This window comes from Streptomyces sp. NPDC027962, from assembly GCF_055566095.1.
The window spans coordinates 14,203-40,524 of sequence record NZ_JBVHTA010000051.1; the positions used below are offsets into that span (position 1 = coordinate 14,203).

The following is a 26,322-nucleotide window of genomic DNA, read 5'->3' on the forward strand; positions in this document are numbered from 1 at the left end:
AAAGATGCCCGCACTGCTCCAAGTCGAGACAGACCCCGGCGCACCCGCGACGCTGCGGGTGGCAGCCGCCGCCGACCCGGCACGTTGGGCAGCCGAACAGCGGGATCCGCTGCGCGCCTTCGTCACCGAGCACGGAGCGCTCGTGATCCGCGGTCTGGATCTCCGCGATGCGAGCGGGGTCGCCGCGGTCGTCCGGGAGCTGACCGACGGTCCAGTGACCGAGCGGGAGGCGTTCACTTCCCGGCGGACGTACTCCGAGGGTGTGTACTCCTCGGCGAAGTGGCCGCCGAACCAGCCGATGTGCATGCATCACGAACTGAGCTACGCGACCGAGTTCCCCGGTCTGATGCTGTTCGCGTGCCTCGAGCCGCCCGCAGAGGGCGGGGCCACCGGCGTGGCCGACTCGGCCGCTGTGCTCAGGGCACTGCCACCGGAGCTCACGGACCGCTTCGAACGCGAGGGCTGGCTGCTCACCCGCAGCTACAACGACGAGATCGGGGCCACCGTGGCCGAGGCGTTCGGCACCGACGACCGGGACGCGGTCGAAAGCTACTGCCGGGCCAACGCGATCGAGTTCGCCTGGCAGACGGACGGCGGGCTGCGCACCCGGCAGCTCCGCTCCGCCGTGGTGAACCACCCCGTCACCGGCGTGCGTTGCTGGTTCAACCAGATCGCGTTCCTCAACGAGTGGACGATGGCCCCCGAGGTACGGGAGTACCTGATCGACGAGTACGGCGCCGACGGCCTTCCCTTCAACACCTGCTACGGCAACGGCGACCCCATCACCGAGGACATCGTGGACCTCCTCAACAAGATCTACGACGCGAACACCGTACGCAGGCCGTGGCAGGCCGGTGACCTTCTGCTCGTCGACAACATCCGTACCGCGCACAGCAGGGAGGCCTACCAGGGCCCGCGTGACGTGGTGGTGGCGATGGCGGATCCGGTTCGTACGGAGGACTGTGCACCGAGCTCCGGGAGGACTGTCGCATGACCACCGCGCGCTTCACCCCGAAGGAATCAGTGTCCGACCAGCCGGCGGTACCCCCGTTCGCAGTCATCTCGGGAGCCCAGGTCAAGAACGCGCTCCAGGGACGCGAGAAGGCTGTCGTGGAGTTGGTGGAGGCCACGTACCGGCTGCATGGCAGCGGTCGTTCGGTGAATCCGCCGTCCTCCTTCCTGCGTTTCCCCGACCGGCCGTCGTCGCGAATCATCGCGCTGCCCGCCTCGATCGGCGGAGACTCACGGGTCGACGGCCTGAAGTGGATCTCCAGCTTCCCGAGGAACGTGGAATCCGGTATCCCCCGGGCGTCGGCCGTGCTCATCCTCAACGACCACGCCACCGGCTACCCGTTCGCCTGCATGGAGAGCTCGATCATCAGCGCCACCAGAACGGCCGCGTCCGCCGCTGCGGCGGCCGACTGGCTCAGCCGTGACCGGCCGCGCCCCACCCGCGTCGGATTCTTCGGCGCCGGCCTGATCGCCCGCTACATCCACACCTTCCTGGCAGGCACGGGCTGGTCCTTCGACGAGATCGGCGTGCACGACGTGTCCCCCGAGAGCGCGGCCGGCTTCCGCCTCTATCTGGAACAGTCGGGCACCGACAGCTGGATCACCGTGCACAACAGCGCCAAGGAACTCATCCAGCAGAGCGACCTGGTCGTCTTCGCCACCGTCGCCGGTGAGCCGCATGTCGACGACCTCTCATGGTTCGCCCACAACCCGCTGGTCCTCCACGTGTCGCTGCGCGACCTCGCACCCCAGATCCTGCTCGCCTCGACCAACATCGTCGACGACATCGACCACTGCCTGCGGGCGTCCACGTCACCGCATCTGGCCGAACAGCTCGCGGGCAACCGGGACTTCGTCCACGGCACGCTGGACGACGTGATGGCAGGGCGGGTGCGCGTGCTGGCGGACCGGTCGGCCGTGTTCTCGCCGTTCGGCCTCGGGGTGCTCGATCTGGCGGTCGGCAAGTACGTCTACGACGAAGTGGCCCGCGCCGGAGAGCTGCGGATCATCGACGACTTCTTCGAAGAACTGCGCCGGTACGGATGAGCAGCCGGCCCCGGAAGAGACGACAAGGAGGCACATGTTCGCCCCATCCCAGGAGAGTTCGGCGTCCCCGGCGCCGCACGGCAACGCCCGCCCCAGCGCGACCTCCGGTACGGCTCCCCCATGAGTCTCCGAGGTGCCGGTCACAGACGAGGAGACCGTCGTGCCCGTAATATCCGTTCCTCAGGCCTTCAACGAGGACGAGCTCTACGTCGACCTCCGGTCGATCCTGGGGCACGCCCTGTACCTCAAGTGCGAAGGGTTCAACTTCGCCGGTTCGATCAAGCTGAAGGCCGCGACCGAGATGGTGGAGGCCGCCGAGCAGAGCGGGACTCTGGCACCTGATTCGGTCCTTGTCGAGTCGTCGTCCGGGAACCTCGGCGTGGCACTCAGCATGATCGCGGCGAGCAAGGGTTACCGGTTCATCTGCGTGACGGACTCCCGCTGCAACCTGTCGACCAGGCTCATGATGGAAGCGCTGGGCAGTCAGGTGCACGTCGTCGCCTCGCCGGGGTCGCACGGCAGCCTCCTGGCGGCGCGGCTGGCGTACGTGCGGGAGCTCTGCGACTCGGACGACCGGTGCCTGTGGCTCAGCCAGTACACCAATGCCAACAACTGGAAGGCCCATTACGCACGGACGGGACCGGAGATCGCACGCGCGTTCCCGCGACTGGACGTTCTCTTCGTCGGTGTCGGCACCACCGGGACGCTGATGGGCTGCGCCCGCTATTTCCGGCAGTGGCACCGCCCGGTGCGGATCGTCGCGGTGGACGCCGTCGGCTCGGTCATCTTCGGCGGCGAACCGGGTCGCCGGATGATTCCCGGCCTGGGCATGAGCGTACGGCCGCCGTTGCTCGACGAGTCGTTTGTGGACGAGGCGGTACGCGTCGAAGAGGTGGACACCATCCGCACCTGCCGCCGCCTGGCCAGACGAGGCTTCGTCTTCGGCGGCTCCACGGGCACGGTGGTCAGCGGCGCGACGGACTGGCTCGGCCGGCACGACGCGCGGGGACTGACCGCGGTGGCCATTGCCCCTGACCTCGGCGAGCGCTACCTCGACACCGTCTACCAGACCAACTGGGTGCACGGCCTCTACGGGGACGACGTCCTCGACGACGACACGCCGCAGAGCCCGGACTCCGTCTCCGCCGACGGCTCCCGCAGGGCACAAGCACACGGCCCGCAGTCCCATCAGCGGCGTTGACTCCGGGTGACGACCTCGACCGGCTTCGGTGGCTGCCGCCGCTCACCGCCGGGCGCAGGACCAAGCACCCATACCCTGCAGGTCGGCCAGCCTCTCTGCCGTGGCGATCTGCTCCGACCGTGTCGCCAGGTCGGCCCGCGGCGCATACCGCAGGCCGCCTGCCGCCACCCAGCTCGACCGGGTGAACTGCAGCCCGCCGTAGTGCCCGTTCCCGGTGTTGGCGCGCCAGTTCCCGGATGACTCGCACCGGGCGATGGCGTCCCAGTCGGCGCCGCGTGCCGTGTGTCCCATCCCGTGGGCGGGGGCTGCGAGAAGGAGGACGGGCGCGGACGCGAGTGCTGTCACCAGCATCCTGACGAGCAGTCGGTTACGGGTGGTGGGGGCGAGACGTGACATCAGAAGCCTTTCTGTTCGTCTGCCCCGAACGTAAGGCGGCTTGCCGGATCCGGCACATGGTGCTAGGCCCATCGGTGGACGCGGCGTCAGCGCCCGGCCGGCGTACGCTCCTTCTCGCCGCCGACCCGCTGCCAGGCCGAACATGCCGCTGCCCGCAGGCGGTGGCGCTCACGGCCGGGTGGCTATGACCGTCTTCCGGAGGGGCAGGGACCGGCCCGAGAACTCGAAGGCGACTTCTTCCCAGCGCGGATTGAAGCAGAGATCGGTGATCTCGAGCAGGCGGCCCCGCGCATCGTGCACATGGCGGCGTACGGACAGACGGGCGTGCCGCTCCTGCGACGGCGTGGCGCCCGGGCGGGTGACGGTGATGGATTCGCGCACCCGGGGCGCCAGGCCCGCCCGGTCCATCCACTCGTAGAGCAGGCGCAGTTCGGGCCGGCCGCCGGGCGGCCGGCGGTGGTATCGGCGGAGTTCGGGAACTTCGGTGATCGCGGTCCGTGTGAAGTGGGTGATGGCGTCCTGGACCGTCTCCCCGTCCGCATCGAACGTGCGGTGGTGGTGCACCAGGGTCGTCTCGCCCGGCGCCAGGCCGAGGAGAGCGGCCATCGCGGGCGCGACGCTGACCGCGTCCAGCCGCGCCGCCGTGCGGGGGCCGCGCAGCGAGCCCGCCCCGCCGGGAAAGCAGGAGGGTTCGACGACGGCGGCCGCCGCGACGGGTGCGCGGGTGTAGCTGCCGCGCTTTTCCGTTGCGACGAGGCCCTCCTCGCGCAGAAGTTGCAGGGCACAGCGAACGGTCTGACGGTTCACGCCGAAGCGACGGGCCAGCTCCCGCTCCGCAGGCAGCCGGCTGCCCGGCTCGATACGCCCGTCGCGGATGTCATGACCCAGGACGATGGCGATGCGCCGATAGACGGGGGTGGCGAAGGATTCGTGCTCGTGCTGGCTGGACACGGCGGTTCTCCGATCACGGCAGATGCTGCGGGTGACGGTGTCGCGCCGACGTTAGCAATGGTCTACACCTCCCTTGAAGGGCGTCAGGAGGGCTTGACCTGATTTCGTCCCGCGCCGCCCATGGGTCGTCGTTCCGTGCAGCCGGACGATCAGCCGACGACGTACGGGAGTTGCGTGGCCGGCTCGCCCAGTTCGGCTCGGGCGCGGGGCGGAGCCGGATGCCCGCGAGCGTCCCCGCCGGCCTCAGCGCGTCGCCGTTCGGCGCACCGACGCCGCCGGTGGACGTTCGCGCAGGGCACCGTAGGCCAGGAAGTACGCCGGCAGCCGGTTCAGCCAGTGCGACGTGGTGACCAGCTCGGCGAGGCGCTTGGCGCGCTTGGGGTTGCCGAAGGGAGGCCGGCCCAGCAGTACGGGTTCGATGACATGGGCGTGGGCGAAGCGCTGGAGCGCCTGGGTGACCGCTGTGGTCGGCCGCCGCCGGCGCTGGACGCGGCGCACGGCCGCCGGCAGGCCCGCCGCACCGCCGTCGCCCAGCGGTCCGACGAGGTGGCGGGCGGCCGCAACGGCGTCCTGGACGGCGAGGTTGATGCCGATGCCGAAGACCGGCGACATGGCGTGCGCCGCGTCGCCGATGCACAGCAGCCCCGGCCGGAACCAGTTCCGCAGCCGGTCGAGCCGTACGTCGAGCAGCTTCACCTCGTCCCACGACGCGAGGGTGCGCATCCGGTCCGCGATCCACGGGACGGCGGCCCCGTAGGCGTCCTGGAACCGGTCGAGACCGGCCTCGCGGAGCCGTGCGTCGCTGCCCTTGGGGATCAGAGCGGCGCACTGCCAGTAGTCCCCGCGGTCGATCATGGCGCTGAGGAACCGGTCGCCGACGCCTCCCACGAGCCCGTGCGGGTCGCCGTCGCGCCGCGGCAGCCGGAACCACCAGGCATCCATCGGGCAGCCGAAACTCCGCAGCCCCAGGTCGGGCAGCGAGCGGGCCAGCGACCCCCGGCCGTCGCAGGCGACCGTGAGGGTCGCCCGCAGCTCGCCGGTGCGGCCGTCGGCGGTGCGATAGGACACCCCGGTGACGCGTCCCCGTTCCACGAGGAAGGACGTCGCCTCGGTGCTCATGCGCAGGGAGAAGGACGGCTCCTGCTGGGCCTCGTCGGCGAGGAGGTCGAGCAGGTCCCACTGCGGCACCAGCGCGACGTAGTTGTACCGGCCCCGCAGTGCGCCGATGTCTCCGACGGTGACAAGCGAACGATCGGGGCCGATCGGCAGCTGGATCGTCGTCACCCGGCGCTGCGGCAGCCGGGCGAACCGCTCGCCCAGGCCGAGCTCGTCGAGGAGCGCGAGGGTGGTCGGATGCACGGTGTCTCCGCGGAAGTCGCGGAGGAAGTTGCCGTGCTTCTCAAGGACCGTCACCTCCACCCCGGACCGTGCCAGGAGCAGGGCGAGGACCATTCCGGCGGGGCCGCCGCCCACCACGCAGCACGTGGTCCGCTCTCCTGCCTCCGTGGCGTTCTTCGCGTCCATCACGCCCCTCCCTTCGTCGGCTCCGTGGATCGGTCACTTTTGGGGTATATACCCTCAAGTAACAGCAAATCGCACCCATGGTCGCTACGTGCCCGGGAGGCATGATGAGTCAGCAGCCGGTCCTTCTCCCCTACGCGGACCCGGCCTTCACGACGGATCCCTTCCCGCTCTACCGGCAGCTGCGTGAGGACGGCCCGGTCCGGCGCGCCGTCATCGCGGGCGGCCTGGACGCCTGGCTGGTCACACGCTACGAGGAGGGACTCGCAGCCCTGTCCGACCCCAGGCTGAGCAGCGACGTCCGTGAGGCCTCGGACCCGCGCCTCATGGGGCGGCTGCCCGAGTTCGAGCGCGAGTCGATGACGAGCAACATGCTGCGCTCCGACCCGCCGGACCACACCCGGCTGCGCCGTCTGGTCTCGAAGGCGTTCACCGCGCGCAGGGTCGCCGAGCTGCGGCCCCGGATCCAGGAGATCACCGACCGGCTGCTCGACGCCGTCGTGCCGGCCGGCCGGGCCGAACTCGTCGCGGACTTCGCGCTGCCCCTCCCGGTCACCGTCATCAGCGAGATGCTCGGTGTGCCGGTGGACGACAGGTACGACTTCCAGCGCTGGGCCGACGACATGCTCATGCGCGGGGAGGAGATGCCCGACCCGGCTGTTGTGAACGAGGCGTGGCAGCGGATGCGTGCGTACGTGACGAAGCTCCTCGAGGCCAAACGCGCCCGGCCCGGAGACGATCTCCTCAGCGCGCTGATCAGCGCCCGCGACGAGGGGCAGCGGCTGAACGAGGACGAGCTGATCGCCATGACGTTCCTGCTGCTGGTGGCCGGGTACATCACGACGGTCAACCTGATCGGCAGCGGAGTCGCCGCGCTCCTCGCCCACCCCGACCAGCTGGAGCTGCTGCGGAACGATCCCGAGCTGCTGCCGGGCGCGATCGAGGAGTTCCTCCGATACGACGGCCCGGTCAACCCGGGCATCGCCCGGTTCGCCCGCGAGGAGGTCGAGATCGGGGGTGTGACGGTCCCGCGCGGCGCGATCGTGGTGATCGCGTCCGCGATCTCCGACCGCGATCCGGCGCGGTTCCCCGACCCCGACCGGCTGGACGTCACCCGGGGTGACAACGGCCATCTGGCGTTCGGGCACGGCATGCACTACTGCCTGGGTGCGCCGCTCGCCCGGCTGGAGGGCCAGATCGCCATCGAGACGGTACTGCGACGCCTTCCCGACCTGGCCCTGGCCGTGCCGTCGGCCGAGCTGAGGTGGCGGCCCGGCGGGCTGCGCGGCCCGATGCAGCTCCCCGTCACCTTCACCCCCGGCCCCCGGACGGGCTGATTTCCTGCGGCGGGGATCGCGGTAGGGATCCGCGCCCGCAGGTGAGACACCCGCCGGCGGGACATGGGGATGTTACGGCGGTGGTTCCTCGGGCGGGAGTTCGTACGACTCGGGCCGAGGCTCCAGCTGTGCCACCATCTCCGCGAACCGCGCGCAGACCCGCTTGATCTCCTGGTGGGTCTCGTCGCGTTCGGTGATGACTGCCGCGACAAGGAGAGCCGTCAGGGCTGTCGTGCCGTTGAAGGCCTGAAGCGTGACCATGGTGGAGAAAAGATCCTCACCGGCGAACGGGCCGGTCTCCCCGGCGGCAGCCAGAATCGCCAGCGTCGACACCACGAGCGCGCAGGTGGCGGCACCCGCCAGCCGGAAGCGGAAGGCCGCCCAGATCAGGAAGGGAAAGACGAGGAAGAGCAGGGTCGAGTGGGGTGTGCGCGTCGCCAGAAGCGCGGCGACGACGGTCCCGAATGCCAGGGCCAGCGCCTCGAGCCAGCGGCCGGGCCCGGACCATGACGGCCACCGCGCTCTGTGGAGCACCAGCAGGAAAGGTGTGACGACGAGGATCCCCATCGCGTCTCCGGTCCACCACACCGACCAGGTCGGCCAGAAGTCGCCCGCATCCAATGCCCCGGAGAGGACCAGCACGCCGCTGCCGACGGTCGCGCTGATCAGCATGCCGGCCAGCGCGCCGAGGAAAACCAGGGCCAGCACGGCCCGCAGGCGGTCCAGTTCGGTCCGGAATCCGACCGCGCGCAGCAGCAGGTACGCACAGACCGGTGCCAGCGTGTTGCCGGCGACGATGGCGAGGACGGAGACCGCCGACGGTCCGAGGGACACATTCACGAGGAACGCGCCGAGCGCGATGCCCGGCCAGATACGCAGCCCCAGGACGAGCAGCCCGGCCAGCGCAACGCCGGTCGGTGGCCACAGGGGCGTGACCTGGTCGCGCACCAGTTGCTGGAGAAGCCCGATCCGGGCGGCGCCGTAGTAGACGGCGGCAAAGACGAGGACGTGCAGGGCAGCGGCCCCGTAACGGCGCAGGGCATCGGACCCGTGGCGGCCGAGCTCCGTACTGCGCACCACAGCAGTCTGCACTCGTATCCCGGTCCCTGCGACCCCGGGGATTCCCAGCGGGTCACAGGGGCTCCTGCGGCCCGTCGTAGCGGACCACGAGGACCGCGGCGTCGTCGCGGTGTCCGGTCAGGTCGGCCACTTCGACGACCGCGGAGGCGAGCACTTCGGGATCGGCGTCGAACCCCGCACGCACCAGACGGACCACCTCGGCCAGACCGGCCTCCATCGGGTAGTGGGGACCCTCCACCACTCCGTCGGTGACCAGCACCATGACTCCGGCCTCCGTCAGACGCCGGTGTGTCACCGGATAGCGCTCCCCCGACACCACACCGAGCGGTGGCCCGCCGCGGTCGAGCGCGACCCCCGAACGGCCTCCGGCCGTGGCCCACACCATCGGGACATGGCCCGCCCGCGAGACGGTCAGATCGCGGCTGACCGGGTCGAAACGCAGGAAACAGCAGGTCGCGAACAGGCCGCATCCCATGGAGATCAACAGATCGTTGGCGCGGCCCAGCACCTCCCGGGTGTCCTTCGTGGCCTGCGCGATGGCCCGCAGGCTGGTCCGCACCTGACCCATGAACGCGATGGCTTCGACATCGTGACCCTGCACGTCGCCGATCGCGATCCCCAGCGACCCGTCGTTCATCACGAAGGCGTCGTACCAGTCGCCGCCCACGTCCAGACCGTCCCGTGACGGCATGTACCGTGCGGCGAAATGCAGCCCCGGCAGCTCCGGCAGCCGGGGCGGCAGCATGTGGCGCTGCAGAGCCATGGCCAGCTCGACCCTGGCCCGCTGGAACTTGATCCGTTCCAGGGCCTGATCGACGAGTTGCCCGAGAGCGGTCAGGAGTTGCTGCGCGCTGTCGGGCGGTTCCGGACGATGTCCGCGCATCACGGCTCCGGGTGGTCCCGCGGTCTCCTCACCTCACCCTAGCCGTCACTTCCGCATGCCTCCACGGGGGAAACGGCAGGTGGAAGCTGCCCTCGGGATCGCCGGGGCGCGCCACCGGGGCAGCGCTCTTCGTGTCACCCGTTCTTCGCTGACCGAGCCCAGTGTCCGCGCTTCGCTGATCGACCGGGAGTGAACCGCACGGCCTCACGCCGATCGCCGTCCTGGAACGAGCCGGCTTGCTCGACACCGACCTGCTCATCGCACACGGCACCGGCATCACCGAGGACGACCTGCCGCTGATGGCGCACGGAAGCGGTCGGACCGCGGTCGCCAGCTCGCCCAGGGGCTACCTCAAGTTCGGCGGAGCACCGCTCAGGGGCAGCCGCTGTCGGCGACGACGTAGTAGCCGGCCGGGGATTCCTTTCTGCAGGGTAACCGCCGCGTGCGCCTATCTCGTCCGTGGCGAGCCCTCGGGTCTCACTCCTCGTCCTCGTCCTCGTCCTCGTACTCGTCGGCTCCCTCGTCTTCGTCCTCGCCGTCCTCCCCCTCGGCCTCTTCCGTCTCGTCGTCGTACTCCTCGTCCTGACCGTTCTCGTTCTCCGCCTCCTCTTCTTCCATCGCCTCTTCGTGCGTGACGGCGACCTCGCCGTCGCGGATCTCACCGCGCCAGCCGTCGGGCTCCTCGTCGGTGAGCGAGACGTAGCGCTGGAAGTGCTTGAAGTCGAGCCGCACCCGGCGGCCTTGAGCGCGCCAGAGGTTGCCGGTCTTCTCGAAGAATCCGGCGGGGTAGTACTCGAGGACCAGGACGATCCGGGTGAGATTGGGAGCCAACTCGTGGAAGCTGACAGCTCCGCGTGTGGTCCCCTTGGCGCCCTCCGACGTCCATACGATGCGGTCGTCGGGAATCTGCTCCTGCACCGTCGCCTTGAAGCTCCGGGAAGAGGGGCCGACCTTGACATTCCAGTCGCTGGTCATCTCGTCACTCGACGAAACACTGCGGACGCCCTTGGCGAAGCTGGTGAAATTCTCGTACTGCGTCCAGTGGTCGTAGGCGGTACGCAGCGGCACCCCCACATCGAGAACCTCGATGATGTTCATGACCTTGCCGCCACTGCCCTTCCGGCCGCCGCCCTTGCCGCCGAGAGCCTCTTTGGCTTTGCCCACCACCGAGTCCTTGACGCCCTTCGCCTTCTCGGACAGGAACGCCTTCACCGGCGATTCTCCCTGGAGGATCCGGGAGCCGATGGCCGGCAGCGAGCCTCCCTTGTCAGCAACGTCGGACAACTGGTCGGTGACGTCGGTCAGTTTGCTGCTCGCCTTCTCGGCAAGGTCCTCCACCTGAGCGGTGAGGTAGTTCGACAGTTCCTCACGCAGCCGGTCGACGCCGGATTCCTGTTCCTGGGGCTCGTTCTGCTGAGTCTTGGCCATGGCCGCCTACCTCCGGCGATCTGAACGCTTGGCTGTCTTCTTGGCAGCTTGCTTCGACGGAGCTGTCTTCTTCGCTGCCGTCTTCTTGGCCGGAGCGGTCTTCTTTGCTGCCGTCTTCTTGGCTGCCGTCTTCTTGGCTGCCGTCTTCTTGGCTGCGGTCTTCTTGGCTGCCGTCTTCCTTGCCGGAGCCTTCTTGGCGGGTGCTTTCTTGGCGGGTGCTTTCTTGGCGGGTGCTTTCTTGGCGGGCGCCGTCTTCTTGGCCGCGGCCTTCTTGGCGGGTGCTTTCTTGGCGGGCGCCGTCTTCTTGGCCGCGGCCTTCTTGCCCGCGGCCTTCTTGGCAGGGGCCGCCTTCTTGGCCGGAGCAGACTTCTTGGCGGCGGCCTTCTTCCCTGCCGGCGCCCGGCCTTCCTCCCGACCCGCCGTTCGGTGCGCAGGAGAGGTCTTCTTCCCCGCCAGTCGGCTCGAGGTTCTCCTCCTGGCCTCCGACCTGGAAGGGCGGCGCCTCGCGGGGCGCTCCTCCTCGGGCTCCTCTTCTTCCTCTTCCTCCTCTTCCTCCTCCTCGGGCTCTTCTTCCTCTTCAGGTTCCTCGAACTCGCCCTCCGGTTCTTCTTCCTCCTCCTCGGGCTCTTCTTCCTCTTCAGGTTCCTCGAACTCGCCCTCCGGTTCTTCTTCCTCTTCCTCCGGCTCTTCCTCCGGCTCTTCCTCCTCCTCTTCTTCCTCGTCGAACTCCTCCTCGGGCTTCTCCTCTTCCTCTTCCTCCTCCTCTTCCTCCGGTGCAGCCGGCCGGCCGATGCCGGCGGTGCGGTCATGGAGGGCGTCGGCGAGGGAGCCCATGCTCCGGTTCGCCGCGGCGGTCACCGCCTTGCGACCGGCTTCGAGGACCTCTCCTTTGAGTTGCTGCTGCAGTTCTGCGACCTGCGGAAGCTCGCCGAGTCGGCGCATGCCCTCCGCGGCGAGCTGGCGCGGTTCGAGACCGAATCGCCTTCCTGCCAGATAGGTGGCCACCGTGATGGCGAGCCTGCCCTTCTTGGTGCGGCCCAGTACGTAGCCGCCGACGACTGCCGCCGCGAGCGCTACCTTTTCCGAGTCATTCATGAGCAAGTCACTTTCGATCGTTCGGCGCGTGCGACCGACCGTGCAGCCGGTCGAGAGACCGTTCTTCTTCTTGCTCGAACTCCTCGTCTCCGAGGAGCCCGTCTTCGAACCGGAGCGTGGGGGAGCGTGAGGAGTCCGAGCCCCATGGGAACGAGCTCGCGCAGCATGCACTCCCCTCGCTCGCGATGATCGATCAGCGCCTGCAACTCGCCGCAGGCAGCACGAGCAGCGCCCTGCACCCCCGGCTGGGAAAGGTCGCGCCGGCTGCTCACTGCAGACGCCGGCCGGGCCCGGGGGCGACGTCGCTCTCCCATACGGCCAAGTCTGGCCACGATCCGGCCTCGCGCATCTTGGGCGGCGACCGCGGCGACGCGGCAAGGCTCTCGGCCCGTTGGCGAGGCGTTTCGGCTGTGCCGTTGGGTGGCACGGCAGGGGCGAGACGGCGACAGCCGAACCCTCGCCGGACCTATCGATTATCGATAGATTTCCATCGAGGTCGATCGAAAGCGACGGGGAAGCTGACGACGCTCGCACTGCGCGCCGTGCTCGTGGTGCTGCTGACCGGCTCGGTGTTCGTCGAAGCGGTGATGGTGCCACCACTGGCCGCCGACCTGGAGGGGATCGACGCGGACCTGGCGTTCCCGCGCACTCCGGTTCTCGTGATCACAGTGCTGGGCATCGTGGCGGCCCAGGTCGTCCTGGTATGCGTGTGGCGGCTGGCAACGACGGCAAGACGGCGAACGGTCTTCTCCCACGCGGCCTTCCGGTACGTGGACATCGTGATCGGCGCGTTCACGGCGACCGCCCTGCTGGTTTTCACGCTCGGCGTCTTCCTGGCACCCGGGGAAGCCGTCGCCCCCGGCGTCGTCCTTCTGGTGCGGGGTCGGCATCGCGGTGCTGGGCGTCGCACTCATCGTGCTCGTGCTGCGGATGCTGCTCGCTCAGGCGATTGTGCGGGACGCCGAGGCGTCGCAGATGCAGGCCGAGCTGGACGAGGTGATCTGATGCCGATCACCGTCGACATCGACGTGATGCCGGCCAAGCGGAAGATGCCCGTGGGCGAGCTCGCGGAACGCGTGGGGATCACACCCGCCAACCTGGCGGTGCTCAGGAACGGCCGCGCCAAGGCGGTGCGCTTCGCGACGCTCTCCGCGCTCTGCGAGGTGCTCGAGTGCCAGCCGGGAGACCTGCTGCGCTGGGAAGCCAAGGCCGTAGAGAACGCAGAGGACGACGCGAACGCGTGACGACGGCCGCCGCGCCGGACGCCGCGGACGACCGCCTGTACAGGCTGGGACCTCCGGGCCGGACGTGACAACGACCGCGGAGGCCCCAGCTCGGCAACTCCGGCGTGGCTGCTGCTCAGGAGTTGCCCCGCCCACTCTGACATCAGCCCGGCGCCTCAAGGCCTGCACCACCGCGACGGCATGAGGGCGGATCACCTGATCGGCCGACCGCGAGAGGCGAGGACGTGGCGCGGAGCGCCCGAGTACCCCGCCTGCGCATTGTGGCGCCACTACTCCCCCGCCAACGCTCCCCGGGCGGACTCGACCCTGACGTTCCATGTGCGGGCCGTTCCCGCGGCCGCGTCAGCAACGCCCTTGTCCAGCAGGCGCGGCCAGGACATCTCATCCATCTCGGCCCGTCCGAGGGCGACATGACGTCGCCGACGGCGTCACGACGGGACCTGCTGTGCGTCGCCGGCGGCACGGGGCTCGCCCTGGAGCCGGCGGTGCGCCCCCGCGGTGCGTCCGCCAACCGCCCGAAGGACGCCGAGTGCTTCGTCCCGGCGGCAGATGTCAGGCACGATCGCGCGCCGGCGCCCGCACCGGCGCCCAGCAGCACCCCGCAAGGCCCGCAGGCCGATCTACGGCTGACCCGTGGCCGGCGCCGACATCAGTCGAAATACGATTCGAGGGTGCCGCGACGCCGGATGTCGAGGGTGGCGCAGTGGAACGAGCCTCCGAACGGCGCGTAGTGCAGCAGGTCGCAAGGGATCGGCTCGAACCCCCATTCCTCGAGTGCACGCAGCATGTCGGTGTGGTGCCGCTCCGCGATCACCTGTTTTTCGTTGATCATGAGAACGTTCATGCTCAGCCACTTGCCGCACATCGAGGTGGTCTTGAGCACGCGCTCGCCGATCGGGTTGGGCTTGGGGGCGACCAGGACGTCCCATGAGCTCAGGACGTCGGGCAAGCGGTCGACGTCGATGTATTCGGGGTTGACCAACACCTTGCCGGGCGCAAGCAGGACGAACGTCGTGTCGATGTGCATGGGGGTGCGGCAGCGGCTCTCGATCTCGTGGATGCGATAGCCGGGTCCGAGGTGGCGGCGCAACCAGTCGATGCCCATCCGGTTGGTCACGTTGCTCCGGGTGACGAACAGGTCGCGTCCCGCGCGTACAAAATCCGCCGCATCGAACACCGGCTCGAACTCGGTGAGAATGTAGCGCATGGGCTCTTCGGCCTTGGGGATTCGGAAATCCGCCTCGAACAGTTCGTCGGTGAGCTGAGGCTTCGGCGCCGCCGTCCAGCGCGCGCCGCGCCGGAAGTAGTCCTTGAGGACCGCGCGATAGGAGTGGGTCTCGAAATATCGGCACGGCCATGCCATCGGAGTCTCGATGATCTCGTCGCCGATCACGAGCATGCTGTCGCGCGGACAGGTGTTGCAGAACCCGAGCGACGACCAGTCGGGTGTGCCGAAGCGTTGCTTGTGATCGACCGCGTCCGGACGTCTGACCGTGACACCGAGGGACTGCAGGAGGGAGATGAACTGGTCCAGCTCTTGCTGCGCCCGCTCGATCAGCACGCGCGGATACCTGAAGCCGGCGGCGAGCCCTTGCATGCGGGCCGCCCATGGGGGGATGTTGCAGGCCACCACGGGATGGTTGGACGGGATCGTCGCGCCGTCGAGACGCCCGACGACGATCTCCTCGAGCGGGTCCCACTCGTTGTGCGAATTGACCGGCGACACCAGAGGCTCCGCAGCGCCGGCGGGTTGCGCGCGCATCGGCGTCCCACCCCCAGCCCCGGTCAGGGCTGCTTCCGGGCCTGGTCGGCGGCCTGGCCGGCGGCGGCCTTCTCCGTGGTGGCGCCGCGGGTGCTGAGCTTGCCCCCACTGGACTCGAGGTGAGCGCGGACGAACCACTGGAAGAGCTCGAGGCCGCGCAGCTGCTCGATGAGCATGTCCTGAGTGACCGGGTCGGTGGTCTCCGTCGCCTCCATGGCCTCTCGGTGGTCCTTGATGACCGAGGTGTAGACGAGGTCGAGGGCGCCGAGATGCTCAATGGCTTCCGCGCGGCCGATCGAGTAGTCGTTCCACGTGCGCTCGTCGACCAGCGCCCCCGGAGTGCCCTTCGGTTCGCCTCCGAGGGTGGAGATGCGTTCGGCCATGTCGTCGGTCATGGCCCGGACCTGGTCGACCTGCGGGTCGATCATCTCGTGCACGGCGATGAAGTGAGGGCCGACCACGTTCCAGTGGATGTGCTTCAACGTCAGAGTGAGGTCATTGAGGGAGTGCAGGCGCATCTGGAGCAGCGCGATGATCCGGCTGCTGTCCTCGGCGCTCATGCCCGGCACTGTGTAGGAGACGTCCTGGGATGCCACGGCTGTGCTCCTTGCATGGTTCTGTACTGATGTTTCCAGGCAATCAGCCGACGGGCCCTCTCCTTCGGTCACCGCGCAGAGCCGACGGCTCTTTCACCTTCGCGGACGTATGGGCGGGTCCGCAGAGTCGGCCCGGTGGGCGGCTACGGTCGGCACCCCGTACAGCACCAGGAGTGACACCATGACCGTCGCGGTCGTCCTGTTCACGTCGGACCTGCGCCTCCACGACCATCCGCCTCTGCGGGCAGCCCTGGCCTCCGCGGATGAGGTGGTGCCCTTTTTCGTCCGCGACCCCGCCGTCCGTGCGGCGGGCTTCGACGCGCCGAACCGCCGTGCCTTCCTGGCCGACTGCTTGACCGACCTGGACGAGGGGCTGCGCGAGCGCGGCGGACGGCTCGTCGTGCGATCGGGGCCGGTGGCCCGGGAGGTGGGCGCGGTGGTGGCCGCGAGCGGCGCCCATGCGGTGCACATGAGCGCCGGTGTGACCCGTTTCGCGCACCGCCGGGAGGAGCGTCTGCGTGAGGAACTGGCGGCCGGCGGCGCCCAGTTGCACATCCATGACGCGGTGGTCACGGCCGTCGCTCCGGGCTCGGTGCTGCCGACCGGTTCCGACCACTTCGCCGTCTTCACACCGTACTTCCGGCGCTGGTCCCAGGAGCGCCTGCGCGACGCCCTCCCCGCCCCGCGCGCAGTGCGCGTCCCGGACAGCGTACGTTCGGAGCCGCTGCCGTCCCGCAAGAGCGTGGCGGGAGTCTCGCCCGGGATTCCGGCAGGCGGGGAGACGGCTGCGCGGCAGCGGTTCCGGAGCTGGCAACGGAAGGGTCTGGCTGCCTACGAGGACCGGCACGACGACTTGGCCGGTGACGCCACGTCCCGGCTGTCGCCCTACCTGCACTTCGGCGCCCTGTCCGCCACCGAGGTGGTCCGGCAGGCGCGTGCGCACGGAGGAGCGGGGGCCGAGGCGTTCGTACGGCAGCTGTGCTGGCGCGACTTCCATCACCAGGTGATGGCCGCGCGGCCCGAGTCCTCCGTCAGGGACTACCGGTCCCGGAACGACTCATGGCGCTCCGGGGAGGAGGCCGCGGAGGAAGTCACCGCGTGGAAGGACGGCCGCACCGGCTACCCCCTGGTCGACGCGGCGATGCGCCAGCTGCGCCACGAGGGCTGGATGCACAACCGGGCCCGCCTGCTGGCGGCGAGTCTTCTCGCCAAGACGCTGTACGTCGACTGGCGCATCGGGGCCCGGCACTTCCTGGACCTGCTGGTGGACGGCGATGTCGTCAGCAACCAGCTCAACTGGCAGTGGGTCGCCGGAACCGGCACCGACACCCGCCCCCACCGCGTCCTCAACCCGGTGATCCAGGGCAAGCGCTTCGACCGGCCGGGCGCCTATGTACGCCGCTGGGTACCGGAGCTCCGCGAGGTGGCGGACAGGTTCGTGCACGAGCCCTGGCGGCTGCCCGCGGGCGATCTGGCCGATCTGGATTATCCGGAGCCGCTGATCGGCCTTGCGGAAGGGCTGGCTCGCTTCAAGCACGCCCGCGGCAGGGACTGACAGCCACGGCAGGGATGTGGAGGTGCTGAGAGCCGCGGCAAGGACGTGGCAGGGACTGAGAGCCGCGGCAAGGACGCGGCACGTGGAGCGTTCTGATCCTCCTCCTGGGCCGTTGGAGTGAGCCGCGCTCCGATGAGGTCGCGTATCGGGCAGGGATACGCACAGCCGAATCCCGCCGAAGACGAAGTACCTGATGAGCCGGGAACCAGGACAGAAGGGGGTTGCCCATGCCGGGTACGCGGACGACACGGCTGAGGTGGTCCGGTGCCGTCGGCCGTGCCGGCTCCGGCGCGGGCCCGTGCACGGCCGGCGAAGCGGCCGCGGCCGTCGACGGCGTCCTCGCGGAGTACCTCGACGCCAGGCTCCGGGAGGCCCGCGAGGTGGACGCCGTGTTCGCGCGCGAGGTGGCGGGCCGGGTCGCCGATTTCGTGCGGCGCGGCGGAAAGCGGCTTCGGACCGCGTTCGTGTGGTGCGGGTGGCGGGCCGCCGGCGGGGACGGCGATCCGCGGACGCCGCTGCGGATCGGGGCGGCCCTCGAGCTCCTCCAGGCATGCGCGCTCATTCAGGACGACGTCATGGACGGCTCCCCGTTGCGACGGGGCGCACCGGCCGTGCACGCCGACTTCGCGCGGATACATCGCAGCAGTCGCATGAACGGATCGCCGGAGTCCTACTCGACCGCTGCCGCCGTGCTCGCGGGCGACCTGGCTCTGGCATGGGCCGACGACCTGCTCGCCGACATCGCGCTCGGCTCGCCGCACGGACCGCAGCTGCACCGCGAATGGCAGGCGATGCGCACCGAGATGGTCGCAGGTCAGTACCTGGACATGCGTGCCCAGGCGACCGGCTCGGCCGCGGTGGACGAGGCGAAGAACATCGCCACGCTGAAGAGCGCCCGCTACACCGTGGAACGGCCGCTCGCGCTGGGCGCGTCCCTTGCCGGGGCCGACAACCGCACCATGGACGCGCTTCGGGCGGCCGGCCGGTGCGTGGGCCTCGCCTTCCAGCTCCGTGACGATCTGCTGGGGGCGTTCGGGGACCCGGTGGTGACGGGCAAGCCCGCGGACGAGGACCTGCGCGGAAGGAAGCTCACGTATCTCCTCGCCGTCGCCGTACGGCTCGCAGGCGCGTCGGACGACCAAGCGGCGACCGTCGCGCTCAGCGCGGACGCGCTCTCCCGTTCCGACGACCAGGTCGCCCGGATGCGTGCGGCCCTGGAACGCACGGGCGCACGCGCAGCGGTGGAGGCGGAGATCGCCGATCTGTCCGCGCTGAGCCTGCGCCACTTCGGGACCAGCGGAGCGGATCGGCCCGCCCGGCGGGAGTTCGCCTCGTTGGTGGAAAGCGCGGTGGGCGACGTGCCGGTCCGGAGCGAGGAGAACGCGTGAAGAGCGTTCCGGGGGCCACTGACCATGTGGTGGTGGTCGGTGCGGGTCTGTCCGGTCTTGCCGCCGCCCTGCATCTCCTGGGCGCCGGCCGCCGGGTGACCGTCGTCGAACGGGACGCCGGCCCCGGCGGCCGCGCGGGCCGGCGCGAACTCGGCGGCTACCGGCTCGACACCGGCCCCACCGTGCTGACCATGCCGCACCTGGCCGACGAGGCCTTCGCCGCAGTCGGCGACAGCCTGTACCGGCGGGTGGATCTGATCCCGCTGCACCCTGCCTACCGGGCGCGCTTCGCCGACGGCACCCATGTGGACGTCCACACGGACGGCGACGCCATGGAGGCCGAGGTGCGGCGCTTCGCCGGTCCCGCCGAGGCCGCCGGCTACCGCCGGCTGCGTGTTTGGCTGCAACAGCTGTACCGGGCCCAGATGCGCCGGTTCATCGACACGAACTTCGACTCTCCCTTCCAGCTCGTGCACCCCGATCTGGCCCGGCTGGCCGCCCTCGGCGGCTTCGGAAGGCTGGACGGGCAGATCGGCAGGTTTCTCTCGGACGCTCGGCTGCGGAGGGTGTTCTCCTTCCAGTCGCTGTACGCCGGAGTGGCGCCGGCCCGCGCGCTCGCCGCCTATGCCGTGATCGCCTACATGGACACGGTCGCGGGCGTCTGGTTCCCCCGGGGCGGCATGTACGCACTCCCCCGGGCGATGGCGGACGCGGCGAGCGACGCAGGCGGACAGTTCCGCTGGTCGGCCGAGGTGACGGAGCTGGAGCGTTCGGCCGGCCGGGTGCGGGCCGTGCGTCTGGCATCGGGCGAGCGGATCGCCTGCGACGCGGTGGTCCTGACACCCGATCTGCCTGTCGTCCACCGCCTCCTGGGCCGGGCTCCACGGCGCCCGGTGCGGCTGCGTCATGCGCCGTCCGCCGTGATCCTCCACGCCGGTACGGACCGCACCTGGCCGGAACTCGCCCATCACACGATTTCCTTCGGCGCCGCGTGGGAGCGGACCTTCGACGAACTGACCCGCACCGGGCGGCTGATGAGCGACCCGTCGCTGCTGATCACCAGGCCGACGACGCACGATCCGGAGCTTGCGCCCAAGGGAAAGCACCTGCACTACGTCCTCGCACCGTGCCCCAACACCACGACGGGCCCGTCGGCCGCCGCGTGGCGCGGCCTCGGCCCGCGTTACCGCGACAACCTGCTGGCCCAGCTCGAACGCCGGGGGCTGCACGGATTCGGGGAGTCCATCGACCGGGAGGCGCTGATCACCCCGGTGGACTGGACCGCCCAGGGCCACGGGGCGGGAACGCCGTTCTCCGTGGCGCACACCTTCGCGCAGACCGGCCCGTTCCGGCCCCGCAATCTTGTGCCCGGGCACGACAACGTCGTCCTCGCCGGGTGCGGGACGACACCCGGGGTGGGTGTCCCCACAGTCCTCATCAGCGGGAAGCTCGCCGCCGCCCGTATCACGGGCACCCCTCGTCCGGTACCCGCGAGGCCGTCCGGCGGGCCGGCGCGCGCCGTCGTCCCGTCCTCGAAAGGCAGTGCTGATGACCCGTCGTGAACTGGACGCCGCCGGCATCACCGACCCCGGGCTCCGCACCGACTACGCGCAGTGCCGCCGGCTCAACGCCCGCCACGGCAGGACGTACTTTCTGGCCACCCGTCTGCTGCCGGTCGAACGCCGCAGTGCCGTGCACGCCCTGTACGGCTTCGCCAGGTGGGCGGACGACATCGTCGACGACCTCGACCGCCGGCAGACCCCCGAGGAACGCGACCGCTTGCTGCGCCAGCTGGAGAGCGACCTCGCCCGGGGGCTGCGCACGGGCCGTGGCGGCGAGCCGGTGGTGAGAGCGGTGGCCGACACCGCCGAGCGCTACGCCATCGACCCTCGGCTGTTCGCCGACTTCATGGCCTCGATGCGCAGCGACCTGAGCGTCACGGACTACCCGACGTACGCGGATCTGCGTGCCTATATGCACGGTTCGGCCGCGGTGATCGGGCTGCAGATGCTGCCGGTGCTCGGGACAGTCGTCCCCCGTGAGGAGGCGGCGCCGCACGCGGCGGCTCTCGGGGTGGCGTTCCAGCTGACCAACTTCCTGCGGGACGTGGGCGAGGACCTGGACCGGGGGCGTGTCTATCTGCCCGCGGACCTGCTCGCCGCCCACGGGGTGGAGCGGCCGCTGCTCGAGTGGAGCCGTCGCAGCGGGGGCCGTGACCCGCGTATCCGGGCCGCTTTCGTCGCAGCCGACGCGATGACCCGGGCCGTGTACCGGGAGGCCGAGCCGGGCATCGCCATGCTCGACCCGCGCGTACGGCCGTGCATCCGCACGGCGTTCACCCTGTACGGCGGCATCCTGGACGCGATCGCCGACGACGACTACGCAGTGCTGCACCGGCGTGCCGCCGTGCCGCGCCGACGGCGCATGGGCACGGCGGCCGCCGGAGTCGCGCGGATCATCGGGGCGCGGCTGCGCAGCCGGTCTCCGGTGCAGGTGGTGCCGGCGCGGGGCGCGGTGGCTCGGGCGGAAGGATCCGGCCGATGAACGGCCGGAACGGCAGGCGGCGCCGGGTTTCGCCGCTGCGGGTGCGTCGCGGCCCGGGGTGGGCCGGTCAGGCGTCGACGTGGCGGGAGGCGAAGCCCGCCGTGATCGCCGACGCGCTCAAGCGGGCAGCGGCAAGGCCGTCGGGCAACTGGTTCGTCGTCGGAGCGTCCCGGGAGATCCAGGCAGGCAGCCGCCCGTACGGCAGGACCGTCGGCGGCGTGGAGGTCGTCCTGTGGCGGGCGAAGACGGGAGAGCTGCGGGCCGGGCCGGGTGTGTGCCCGCACCTCGGGGCTCCGCTGCGCGACAGCACGGTGGTGTGCGGGACACTCGTGTGCCACTGGCACGGACTGGCCCTGGAGGGCGGCGCGTTCGCAGGCTGGGAGCCGTTCCCCGTCCACGACGACGGCGTCCTGGTGTGGGTGCGACTGGACGCGGTCGGGGGCGAGCCTCCCCTGGAGCGGCCACCGGCGCCGGTGCGGCCCCCGTCCGGGAGCGGTGTGGACGCGGTGTTCACGACGGTGGGGCGGTGCGAGCCGGAGGATGTGGTCGCGAACCGGCTCGACCCCTGGCACGGTTCCTGGTTCCACCCGTATGCGTTCGTCGACCTGCGCGTGGTGGGCACCCCGCGAGGCGACGAGGACGACGGGTTCGCCGTCGAGGTCTCGTTCAAGGTCGCGGGCCGGCTGGTGGTGCCGGTGCGGGCGGTGTTCATCGCGCCCGCACCGCGTACCGTCGTCATGCACATCACGGACGGTGAGGGGGCCGGTTCGGTGGTGGAGACGCATGCCACGCCGCTCACGCCGGAGGGGGACGCGAGCCCGCGGACGGCTGTGGTCGAAGCGGTCGTCGCGGCCTCGGACCGGCGGGGCTTCGCCCTGGCGCGCGCCGCGGCCCCGGCACTGCGCCCGCTGATGCGCCGGACGGCCGGCCGTTTGTGGCGCGACGACATGGCCTACGCCGAGCGGCGCTGGTCGCTGCGCACCACCGGGCGCTTCCCCGGCTGAGGGCAGCCGCGACCGGGGTGTCACGCGCGGTGAGCCGCTACCGGCCGGGCATCACGCGCGGTGAGCCCCTGCCGACCGCGGGTGTCACGCGCGGGGAGCGACGGCCGCGAGTGCCCGCAGTGCCCAGGAGCGGCCGGCACGCGGCACGGTCCACAGCACCTGGCCACGAACCCCCCAGGCGGCAAGCAGGCCGTTGGCCGCCAGGAATCCCGACGTCGCCGCGCGTTCCATCAGGGCTACGGGGAGTCCGGTGCGGACCAGGTCGCCCGCGACCATCACCCGCGGGTGCGGGGTCGGGACGGACGGACGGCGGCTGTAGCCGCCGACGGGGAACAGGGGGCAGTCGGCCCGCCATTCATGGCGGGCATCGACGAGCCGGGCGTCCCGGGTCTCCGGATAGATCTCGTGGAGCTGGGCGATGAGCCGCTCCTGGACGTCCTTCGGCTCTGCGTTCTCGTCCACGGCATAGGCATGCAGTTCCACCACGGATCCGCCGGTTCGCCGCGCCCAGCGGGCCGCTTCGCCTTCCCAGCGGTCGGGGACGCTGACGTTGTCCAGGCCGTCGTAGCCACTGGTGCCCAGGAATCCGGCGCGCTCCGCACGTACGGGCCGGTCGAGCCAGAGGCGGGAGACGAGGAACGGCGGTGCGGTGCGCAGGCCGGCGATGTCCTGGCGCCATTTCGCGTTCCCCAACTCCTCGGACGCAGCGACGACTTGGCGCAGGCCGGTCGGGTCCAGGGCCAGGACCACGGCCTGGTGCCGGTCGCTCGCCCGTCCGCTGTCCACGGCCAGCCCGCCGCCCGCGACCGGCCGGACGCCGAGGACCTGCGAGCCGGTGCGCACATCCACGCCGAGTCGTTCCAGGTAGCGCCCGAGCGGTTCCCACAGCGCCTGCGGGAACGGTTCGCGCGGCACGTCGAAGAGGAGGCCCTCGGACGATCCGAGAAAGTAGATGTGGAACATCACCAGCAGTTCGGCGGCGGACAGTTCGGCCGGGTCGGCGAAGAAGCTGCGGGAGAAGACCTCGAAGGCCAGGTGGTGGGCCGCCTCGGGAAAGCGGATGCCGCGCAGAAGATCCACGGCGCTGACGCCGTCGTACCGCTCGTACACCTCGGGCACGCGGACGTCGAGCAGCGCCAGCGCCGCGCGCGGATTCATCGCGGCCAGGTCACGCCATCCGAAGGTGGGGCTGAGGGCGGCGAATCCGAGCGCGCTCCATGGCGGTGTCCGGGGCACGCGGGCGAAGCTGTCGGTCAGGCCGCCGCGGTGCCGCAGTGGGTAGTCCGGCAGCGGTGTGAGCGCGGAGAGGTCGGGGTCCGCACGGCGCAACAGGCCGCGCAGGTTGTAGTACTGGCGGAAGAAGGCGTGGAAGCCGCGGCTCATGGTCGCCCCGGAGCCGTCCGCGAGGCGGGTGCGCCGGCCCGCGACCCGTCCGCCGAGCATGGCCTCCCGCTCGTACAGGGTGACGCGGACCCCGCGTTCGGCCAGGGCGGTCGCCGCGGCGAGACCGGCGATGCCGCCGCCGATCACCGCGGTGCTGGGCGCGTCGCCCGTGAAGCGGTCGCGGCCGGACGCGGGCACGATGACGTCCGCCTTGCGGTCGCGTCCGTGCGGTGCGGCCGTCTTCCGGTCGTGCCCGTGGCGTGCGGCCGTGCGCTGCCGCGATGTGCTCATGAGGCGCTGCCCTTCGCAGGGCGGGAGGACTTCCCGGCGAGGAAGGTGTGGACGATGCCGGTCTGCCAGCCGCCGGCCGGCAGGACGCGGACGAACGGGAAGCCCGCGCGGGTGAGGCGGGCCGCGAAGGCGGGGGCGGTGTCGAAGGCGAGGACGCTGCGCCGCAGATGGCGGTACAGCTCACGGTCGCCGGTCAGCGTGCCCGCCGGGACGATGACGCCTCGGCAGACCGCGTTCCACAGTGCCCGGTGGGCGAAGGAACCGCTCAGGCTGTAGTCGTGCACCGCCAGACGGCCGCCAGGACGCAACAGTGCGCGGACGGCCCCGAGGACGGCGTCGGGTTCGGTGACGTTGCGGAACAGGTAGGCGGCGAAGACGGCGTCGTAGGGGCCGTCCTCGTCGGCTTCGAGCAGTTCCTCCGCGGTCAGATGCGAGAAACGCACGGTCGGGGGCCAGGGCTTCGTCAGAGCCCGTTCCAGCATGCCCGAGGACGCGTCGACGGCGGTGACAAGCGCGTGAGGGGCGGCCCTCAGCAGGGCCAGTGTCGACGCACCCGTACCGCAGCCGAGGTCGAGCACCCGCAGGCCCTCTCCGCCGCGGGGCAGCCGGAGACGGCGCGCCGAGCGGAGCAGCTCGGTGCGGTAGCCCGGGTTCACCGCCGTCAGGCGGTCGTAGGTGTGTGAGGCGTGATCGAAGGCACGGGCAAGGTCGCGGTCTCGCAGCGGCGTCATCAGCGGCTCTCTTCGGGTCGTGCGGGGGTGCGGCGGGGCAGGAAGGGCAGTTCCGCCGCTGTGCGGAGCATGGGTACGACAGGGGTGCGCAGACCGATGCCGAACTCCTCCCACGGGGTGCTCCCGCCGTCGAGGAAGCGCAGCAGCCGCTCCATGGGCACGCGGCGGAAGAGCTCGGTGAAGAACCCCGGCCCGTCGATCCGCCCGGTGTCGAGTGCCCGCAGCAGGACGGCGTCCATCGCGAGCGCCCTGCGGCTGTGGGGCCTTGGGACGATCTCACCGCCCCGGTGCAGGGCCGCGGCGATTGCCTGGCTCTGCCGCTGCACGGCGGCGAACGTGTACCCCGTCGCCGGCCGGGTGGCGCCGCCGGCGGCCCCGATACGGAAGACGGCCGGTCCGATCCGGCGCGGGAAACGCGCGTCGGTCATGGGGATGACTCCCTGCTCGGCGGACTCGACGGTGAGCGGGCCGAGCCGCAGCACGTCCGTCGTGTACTGGCGGAGGGCCGATTCGTACGCTGCGGTCGTCAGCACGGTCCGGGAGAACTCGGTGTACTCGACCAGGGCCCGGTCCGGACCGAGCGGCAGGACGTATCCGAAGGCGAGCCCATGGCGCGGCTGCGGCACCCGGAAGTCCATGAGGTCCGCCACCCCGGGGTCGAAACGGGCGGAGGCGGTGCGCACGAACCAGCCGCGGAAGTGCTGGAACAGGGCCGTACGGGCGGGTGGCGGACGGCGCAGGGGCCGGGAGTCGAAGACGTACCTGCCGCGCAGGGTCAGCGCCCGTCCGTCGGGGGTCGTGCAGTGGACCTCGGCTCCGCCCGGCCCGGGGCGCACGGCTTCGGCCCTCGCACGCAGGACGTGTGCTGCGGGGCAGGCCGCGAGGCGCGAGTGGACCAGCCGTTCGAAGGGACCCGAGCGGATCATGCGGTAGCGCAGCGGTACGGGGGCCGCCTCGACGACGCGGCCGTCCGAGCCTCGGACACGCAGCCGTGGCCAGGAGGCGACAACGGCGTCCTCGAACGCTCCCGGCCCGTCGTCCCAGTGGCACCAGGTGCGTTCCGCGGGCCGCAGCGGTCCGTCGGGCGCCTCCACCACCGTCACGGCGGTCGTGCCGGTGCTGGTGAGCCACTGGGCGAGGCAGAGCCCGGCTGCTCCACCGCCCACAATCACGGCGTCGGCCACCCCGTTCTCGTCGAGGCTCCGTCGGCTCACCTGGTCCGCCCTTCCCCGGCGTTGCTGTCCACGTCCTGCTCCACCACCGGGCACGGTGCCGCCGCGGTTTCGGTCCGGGGCCCCTCTGCGGATGCAGCTGAGCGCCATGCCCTGGGGTCACACCCGGACGGGCCGTACGGCCGTGCGGACGGCCGGCGCCTCCCGTGCGGCCCGGCTGCCCGACGCCAGTACCCCCTGCACGGATCCGGTGGCCCGGTTGTCACGGCACACATAGCGGCCGGCGACGAAGCCGGCTGTGAACGGACGCAGGCGCAGGTCCCTCAGATCGAGGCGCTTCTTGACCTGCGGACAGGAGGTGTTGAGGACCTGGAACCCCCGGTCCGGCAGAAAGCCGTTCCTGCGGTCGGTGCGCATCCGGCCCCCGACGCCGTCGGAGGCCTCCAGCAACGCCACGTGCAGCCCCTCGCGACTCAGGTCGAGTGCGCAGGCGATGCCTGCCGGACCGGCACCGACGACGGCATCGGGCAGCGGACGGTGCTGATCGGTCATCATCCGTCTCCTTCACCTTGCGGGTGCTCATGAGCTGACGGGCGGCCAAGCCGACCACGCCGCGGACGCCGATGCCAGGAGCCGCCACGGAGACAACGCTTCGTGTGACCCGACCGGGCGGTGCCTCCACCACCCTCGACGTGATCGTCA

Annotated in this window: 22 protein-coding genes and 3 pseudogenes; 12 read left to right on the forward strand and 13 right to left on the reverse strand. The window is 70.8% G+C overall.

Annotation, left to right across the window (positions count from 1 at the left end):
* Positions 1-4 precede the first annotated feature (4 nt).
* The 3 genes from ACZ4SA_RS32325 (at position 5) to sbnA (ending at position 3,259) form a co-directional block, all read left to right on the forward strand.
* Positions 5-994, forward strand: coding sequence for a TauD/TfdA family dioxygenase (locus tag ACZ4SA_RS32325; RefSeq protein WP_468281469.1), 990 nt, complete (start codon positions 5-7; stop codon positions 992-994).
* Complete coding sequence (gene sbnB, locus ACZ4SA_RS32330; RefSeq protein WP_468281470.1) at positions 991-2,058, forward strand: 2,3-diaminopropionate biosynthesis protein SbnB; 1,068 nt, start codon at positions 991-993, stop codon at positions 2,056-2,058. Before ACZ4SA_RS32325 ends, sbnB begins: the two co-directional genes overlap by 4 nt.
* A gap of 160 nt (positions 2,059-2,218) precedes the next feature.
* On the forward strand, positions 2,219-3,259 hold the full coding sequence (gene sbnA, locus ACZ4SA_RS32335; protein ID WP_468281505.1) for a 2,3-diaminopropionate biosynthesis protein SbnA: 1,041 nt from the start codon (positions 2,219-2,221) through the stop codon (positions 3,257-3,259).
* 42 nt (positions 3,260-3,301) lie between these two features.
* Here the strand turns inward: sbnA and ACZ4SA_RS32340 are convergent, their stop codons facing one another.
* From ACZ4SA_RS32340 to ACZ4SA_RS32350, 3 genes are all read right to left on the reverse strand, one after another.
* Entirely contained in the window at positions 3,302-3,655 is a 354-nt protein-coding gene (locus tag ACZ4SA_RS32340) for a transglycosylase family protein (protein WP_468281471.1), read from the reverse strand.
* Positions 3,656-3,823: 168 nt separating this feature from the next.
* Positions 3,824-4,606, reverse strand: a complete 783-nt coding sequence (locus ACZ4SA_RS32345) for a GntR family transcriptional regulator (RefSeq protein ID WP_468281472.1) — start codon at positions 4,604-4,606, stop codon at positions 3,824-3,826.
* Positions 4,607-4,849: 243 nt separating this feature from the next.
* Positions 4,850-6,130, reverse strand: a complete 1,281-nt coding sequence (locus ACZ4SA_RS32350; RefSeq protein WP_468281473.1) for an FAD-dependent oxidoreductase — start codon at positions 6,128-6,130, stop codon at positions 4,850-4,852.
* 104 nt (positions 6,131-6,234) lie between these two features.
* Here ACZ4SA_RS32350 and ACZ4SA_RS32355 point away from each other — a divergent pair, with 104 nt between their 5' ends.
* Entirely contained in the window at positions 6,235-7,464 is a 1,230-nt protein-coding gene (locus ACZ4SA_RS32355) for a cytochrome P450 family protein (protein WP_468281506.1), read from the forward strand.
* A 72-nt stretch (positions 7,465-7,536) separates the two neighbouring features.
* Here the strand turns inward: ACZ4SA_RS32355 and ACZ4SA_RS32360 are convergent, their stop codons facing one another.
* Entirely contained in the window at positions 7,537-8,541 is a 1,005-nt protein-coding gene (locus ACZ4SA_RS32360; RefSeq protein WP_468281474.1) for an MASE1 domain-containing protein, read from the reverse strand.
* A 55-nt stretch (positions 8,542-8,596) separates the two neighbouring features.
* Entirely contained in the window at positions 8,597-9,427 is an 831-nt protein-coding gene (locus ACZ4SA_RS32365; protein ID WP_468281475.1) for a PP2C family protein-serine/threonine phosphatase, read from the reverse strand.
* A gap of 197 nt (positions 9,428-9,624) precedes the next feature.
* Between ACZ4SA_RS32365 and ACZ4SA_RS32370 the strand changes: the two are divergent.
* Positions 9,625-9,786, forward strand: a pseudogene (locus tag ACZ4SA_RS32370) (amidohydrolase); the annotation flags it as partial.
* A 118-nt stretch (positions 9,787-9,904) separates the two neighbouring features.
* Here ACZ4SA_RS32370 and ACZ4SA_RS32375 read toward each other — a convergent pair.
* Together ACZ4SA_RS32375 and ACZ4SA_RS32380 are read right to left on the reverse strand one after the other, a co-directional pair.
* Positions 9,905-10,855, reverse strand: a complete 951-nt coding sequence (locus ACZ4SA_RS32375) for an SRPBCC family protein (RefSeq protein WP_468281476.1) — start codon at positions 10,853-10,855, stop codon at positions 9,905-9,907.
* 6 nt (positions 10,856-10,861) lie between these two features.
* Entirely contained in the window at positions 10,862-11,950 is a 1,089-nt protein-coding gene (locus ACZ4SA_RS32380; RefSeq protein ID WP_468281477.1) for a histone H1-like repetitive region-containing protein, read from the reverse strand.
* 479 nt (positions 11,951-12,429) lie between these two features.
* On the opposite strand from ACZ4SA_RS32380, the pseudogene ACZ4SA_RS32385 reads away from it, so the two are divergent.
* Together ACZ4SA_RS32385 and ACZ4SA_RS32390 are read left to right on the forward strand one after the other, a co-directional pair.
* Positions 12,430-12,955 (forward strand): annotated as a pseudogene (locus tag ACZ4SA_RS32385) (DUF2975 domain-containing protein).
* Entirely contained in the window at positions 12,955-13,194 is a 240-nt protein-coding gene (locus tag ACZ4SA_RS32390; protein ID WP_468281478.1) for a helix-turn-helix domain-containing protein, read from the forward strand. The pseudogene ACZ4SA_RS32385 and the gene ACZ4SA_RS32390 overlap by 1 nt, the downstream one beginning before the upstream one ends.
* Before the next feature lie 649 nt (positions 13,195-13,843).
* On the opposite strand, the gene ACZ4SA_RS32395 is transcribed toward ACZ4SA_RS32390, so the two are convergent.
* A complete protein-coding gene (locus ACZ4SA_RS32395) occupies positions 13,844-14,956 on the reverse strand; it encodes an amidinotransferase (RefSeq protein ID WP_468281479.1) in 1,113 nt (370 codons plus the stop codon).
* A 23-nt stretch (positions 14,957-14,979) separates the two neighbouring features.
* Positions 14,980-15,552: a Dps family protein gene (locus ACZ4SA_RS32400; protein ID WP_468281480.1), complete on the reverse strand. Its 573-nt coding sequence runs from the start codon at positions 15,550-15,552 to the stop codon at positions 14,980-14,982.
* Positions 15,553-15,733: 181 nt separating this feature from the next.
* Between ACZ4SA_RS32400 and ACZ4SA_RS32405 the strand changes: the two genes are divergently transcribed.
* The 5 genes from ACZ4SA_RS32405 (at position 15,734) to ACZ4SA_RS32425 (ending at position 22,043) form a co-directional block, all read left to right on the forward strand.
* The gene (locus ACZ4SA_RS32405) at positions 15,734-17,107 is read left to right on the forward strand and encodes a cryptochrome/photolyase family protein (RefSeq protein WP_468281481.1); all 1,374 of its coding nucleotides are present in this window, start codon (positions 15,734-15,736) and stop codon (positions 17,105-17,107) included.
* Between the two features lie 227 nt (positions 17,108-17,334).
* Positions 17,335-18,495, forward strand: coding sequence for a polyprenyl synthetase family protein (locus ACZ4SA_RS32410; RefSeq protein ID WP_468281482.1), 1,161 nt, complete (start codon positions 17,335-17,337; stop codon positions 18,493-18,495).
* A complete protein-coding gene (gene crtI, locus ACZ4SA_RS32415) occupies positions 18,492-20,057 on the forward strand; it encodes a phytoene desaturase family protein (RefSeq protein WP_468281483.1) in 1,566 nt (521 codons plus the stop codon). The genes ACZ4SA_RS32410 and crtI overlap by 4 nt, the downstream gene beginning before the upstream one ends.
* Positions 20,044-21,039 (forward strand): phytoene/squalene synthase family protein, encoded by a 996-nt coding sequence (locus ACZ4SA_RS32420; RefSeq protein ID WP_468281484.1) that lies wholly within the window; start codon positions 20,044-20,046, stop codon positions 21,037-21,039. Before crtI ends, ACZ4SA_RS32420 begins: the two co-directional genes overlap by 14 nt.
* Positions 21,036-22,043 (forward strand): DUF5914 domain-containing protein, encoded by a 1,008-nt coding sequence (locus tag ACZ4SA_RS32425; protein ID WP_468281485.1) that lies wholly within the window; start codon positions 21,036-21,038, stop codon positions 22,041-22,043. The genes ACZ4SA_RS32420 and ACZ4SA_RS32425 overlap by 4 nt, the downstream gene beginning before the upstream one ends.
* Positions 22,044-22,127: 84 nt before the next feature.
* Here ACZ4SA_RS32425 and ACZ4SA_RS32430 read toward each other — a convergent pair whose 3' ends face one another.
* The 4 genes and pseudogenes from ACZ4SA_RS32430 to ACZ4SA_RS32445 all read right to left on the reverse strand — a co-directional run.
* A complete protein-coding gene (locus tag ACZ4SA_RS32430) occupies positions 22,128-23,717 on the reverse strand; it encodes an FAD-dependent oxidoreductase (protein ID WP_468281486.1) in 1,590 nt (529 codons plus the stop codon).
* Positions 23,714-24,448 (reverse strand): methyltransferase domain-containing protein, encoded by a 735-nt coding sequence (locus ACZ4SA_RS32435; protein ID WP_468281487.1) that lies wholly within the window; start codon positions 24,446-24,448, stop codon positions 23,714-23,716. Before ACZ4SA_RS32435 ends, ACZ4SA_RS32430 begins: the two co-directional genes overlap by 4 nt.
* Positions 24,448-25,662 (reverse strand): lycopene cyclase family protein, encoded by a 1,215-nt coding sequence (locus tag ACZ4SA_RS32440; protein ID WP_468281488.1) that lies wholly within the window; start codon positions 25,660-25,662, stop codon positions 24,448-24,450. The genes ACZ4SA_RS32435 and ACZ4SA_RS32440 overlap by 1 nt, the downstream gene beginning before the upstream one ends.
* 240 nt (positions 25,663-25,902) lie before the next feature.
* A pseudogene (locus ACZ4SA_RS32445) lies at positions 25,903-26,172 on the reverse strand (FAD-dependent oxidoreductase); the annotation flags it as partial.
* Positions 26,173-26,322: the final 150 nt, after the last annotated feature.